1 protein-coding gene is annotated in these 2,079 nt (G+C 43.1%); it reads left to right on the forward strand.

The annotated features are described in order from the left end of the window. Positions 1-147: 147 nt before the first annotated feature. A partial coding sequence (locus QUA04_RS29400) for a serine/threonine-protein kinase (protein WP_333264259.1) occupies positions 148-2,079 on the forward strand: 1,932 nt, incomplete at its 3' end.

The raw sequence follows: 2,079 nt of genomic DNA on the forward strand, positions 1-2,079 counted from the left end.
TTGACAACTTTATTCTTAGGAGCTTCTTACATTGGCATTTTGCTAGTTAGTTTTACATACCAGGTTCGGTAGAGCCATATTCAAAAACATAAAATCTAAAATCCGTATTCCCAAATCCCCAATCTAAAATCTAAAATCTAAAATCGAATGAGTTACTGCCTAAACCCCAACTGTTCCAAGCCGCAAAACCCTCTCGCAGCCAAAATTTGCCGAAATTGCCGTTCCAAACTGCTGCTGCGCGATCGCTACCGGGCTATAAAGGCGATCGGACAAGGCGGTTTTGGTAGAACATTCCTCGCCGTTGACGAAGACAAACCCTCAAAACCTCGCTGCGTCATCAAACAATTTTTACCCCCAGAAACCCCACTCATCCCATCAGCAAGCAATCGCAACAGCAAAAAAGCAGCCGAACTCTTTGAACAAGAAGCAATGCGATTAGACGAATTGGGCAAACACCCTCAAATTCCCGAACTATTAGCCTATTCAATCCAAGACAGCAGACAATATCTAGTCCAAGAATTTATCGACGGGCAAAATTTAGCACAAATTTTAGAAACAGAAGGCACATTTACAGAAAATCAAATTCAAGATTTACTAAGTAGCTTATTACCCGTCCTTCACTTCATCCATTCCCACAACGTTATTCACCGAGACATCAAGCCCGGAAACATCATCCGCCGCGCCGACAAACAATTAGTTTTAGTAGACTTTGGCGCCGCAAAAATTGCTACAGGTACAGCATTACTCAAAACAGGAACCAGCATCGGCAGCCCCGAATACATCGCCCCGGAACAAGCTAGAGGCAAAGCATTTTTTACCAGCGATGTGTACAGTTTAGGCGTAACTTGTTTGTATTTGCTAACTCAAGTTTCCCCATTTGACCTGTTCGATCCTGGTGAAGATGCCTGGATATGGCGCCAGTATTTGGCCAACAACCCGGTGAGTGAACAACTCGGGAAAATTTTAGACAAAATGATTGAAAATGCTACTAACCGCCGCTATCAAACGGCTGTTGAAGTATTAAAAGAAATTAATCCCCAAGTTGCGATCAATCTAGCAATTCCTCAAACAAATTCCAAGTTAGTTAAACCCGGAAAAACTCCTGCCCAGCCCCAACAGCAAACCTATAGCTGGCAATGTCTTCACACCCTAACAGGTCACAGAAACTTAATTTATTCTGTTGCTTTCAGCCCCAACGGAGAAGTTGTAGCCAGCGGCAGCGATGACAAAACAATCAAGCTGTGGGGAGTTGAAGACGGGCAAGAAATTGTCACCCTCACAGGACACGCTAACTCGGTTTATACAGTAGCCTTCAGCCCGGACGGACAGACACTAGCCAGCAGCAGCCACGACAAAACTGTCAAACTTTGGCGGATGAAAGATGGACAAGAAATCCGCACCCTGATCGGTCACAGTAACTCAGTTTACGGCGCAGCTTTCAGTCCGGATGGCGAAATTATTGCTAGCAGCAGTTGGGACAAAACTATCAAGATTTGGCGAGTCAAAGACGGGCAAGAAATTCGCACGCTTGCAGGTCACACTAATTTAGTGTATTTTGTTGCTTTTAGCCCGAATGGCGAAACTCTTGCTAGTTGCAGTTGGGACAGAACAATCAAGATTTGGCGAGTTAAAGATGGGAAGCTACTTCGCACAATTACAGGTCATACAGACTCCGTTCGCTGCATAGCTTTCAGTCCAAATGGAGAGTTTTTGGCTAGCGGCAGCCATGACAATACTATTAAAATTTGGTGGGTCAAAGATTGGCAAGAAGTTTTAACTATCACAGGACATTCTTGGTATGTTGATTCTATTGCCTTTAGTCCTGATGGCGAGATTCTGGCTAGCAGCAGCAATCAAACTATTAAGATTTGGCGAGTTAAAGATGGTCAAGAAATTTGTAATATTGCGGGTCACACTAACTCGGTATATTCTGTTAATTTTAGCCCGGAAGGAGAGTTTTTGGCTAGCGGTAGCAGTGACAAAACTATTAAAATTTGGCAGAATATAGCATTTCTTAGAAAGATGAGGTATAATATAACTAACTTAAACGGAGTGAAAAATATAGAAGTTCAAAATGTT

It is taken from the genome of Microcoleus sp. S13_C5 (assembly GCF_036700845.1).
GTDB lineage: Bacteria > Cyanobacteriota > Cyanobacteriia > Cyanobacteriales > Microcoleaceae > Microcoleus.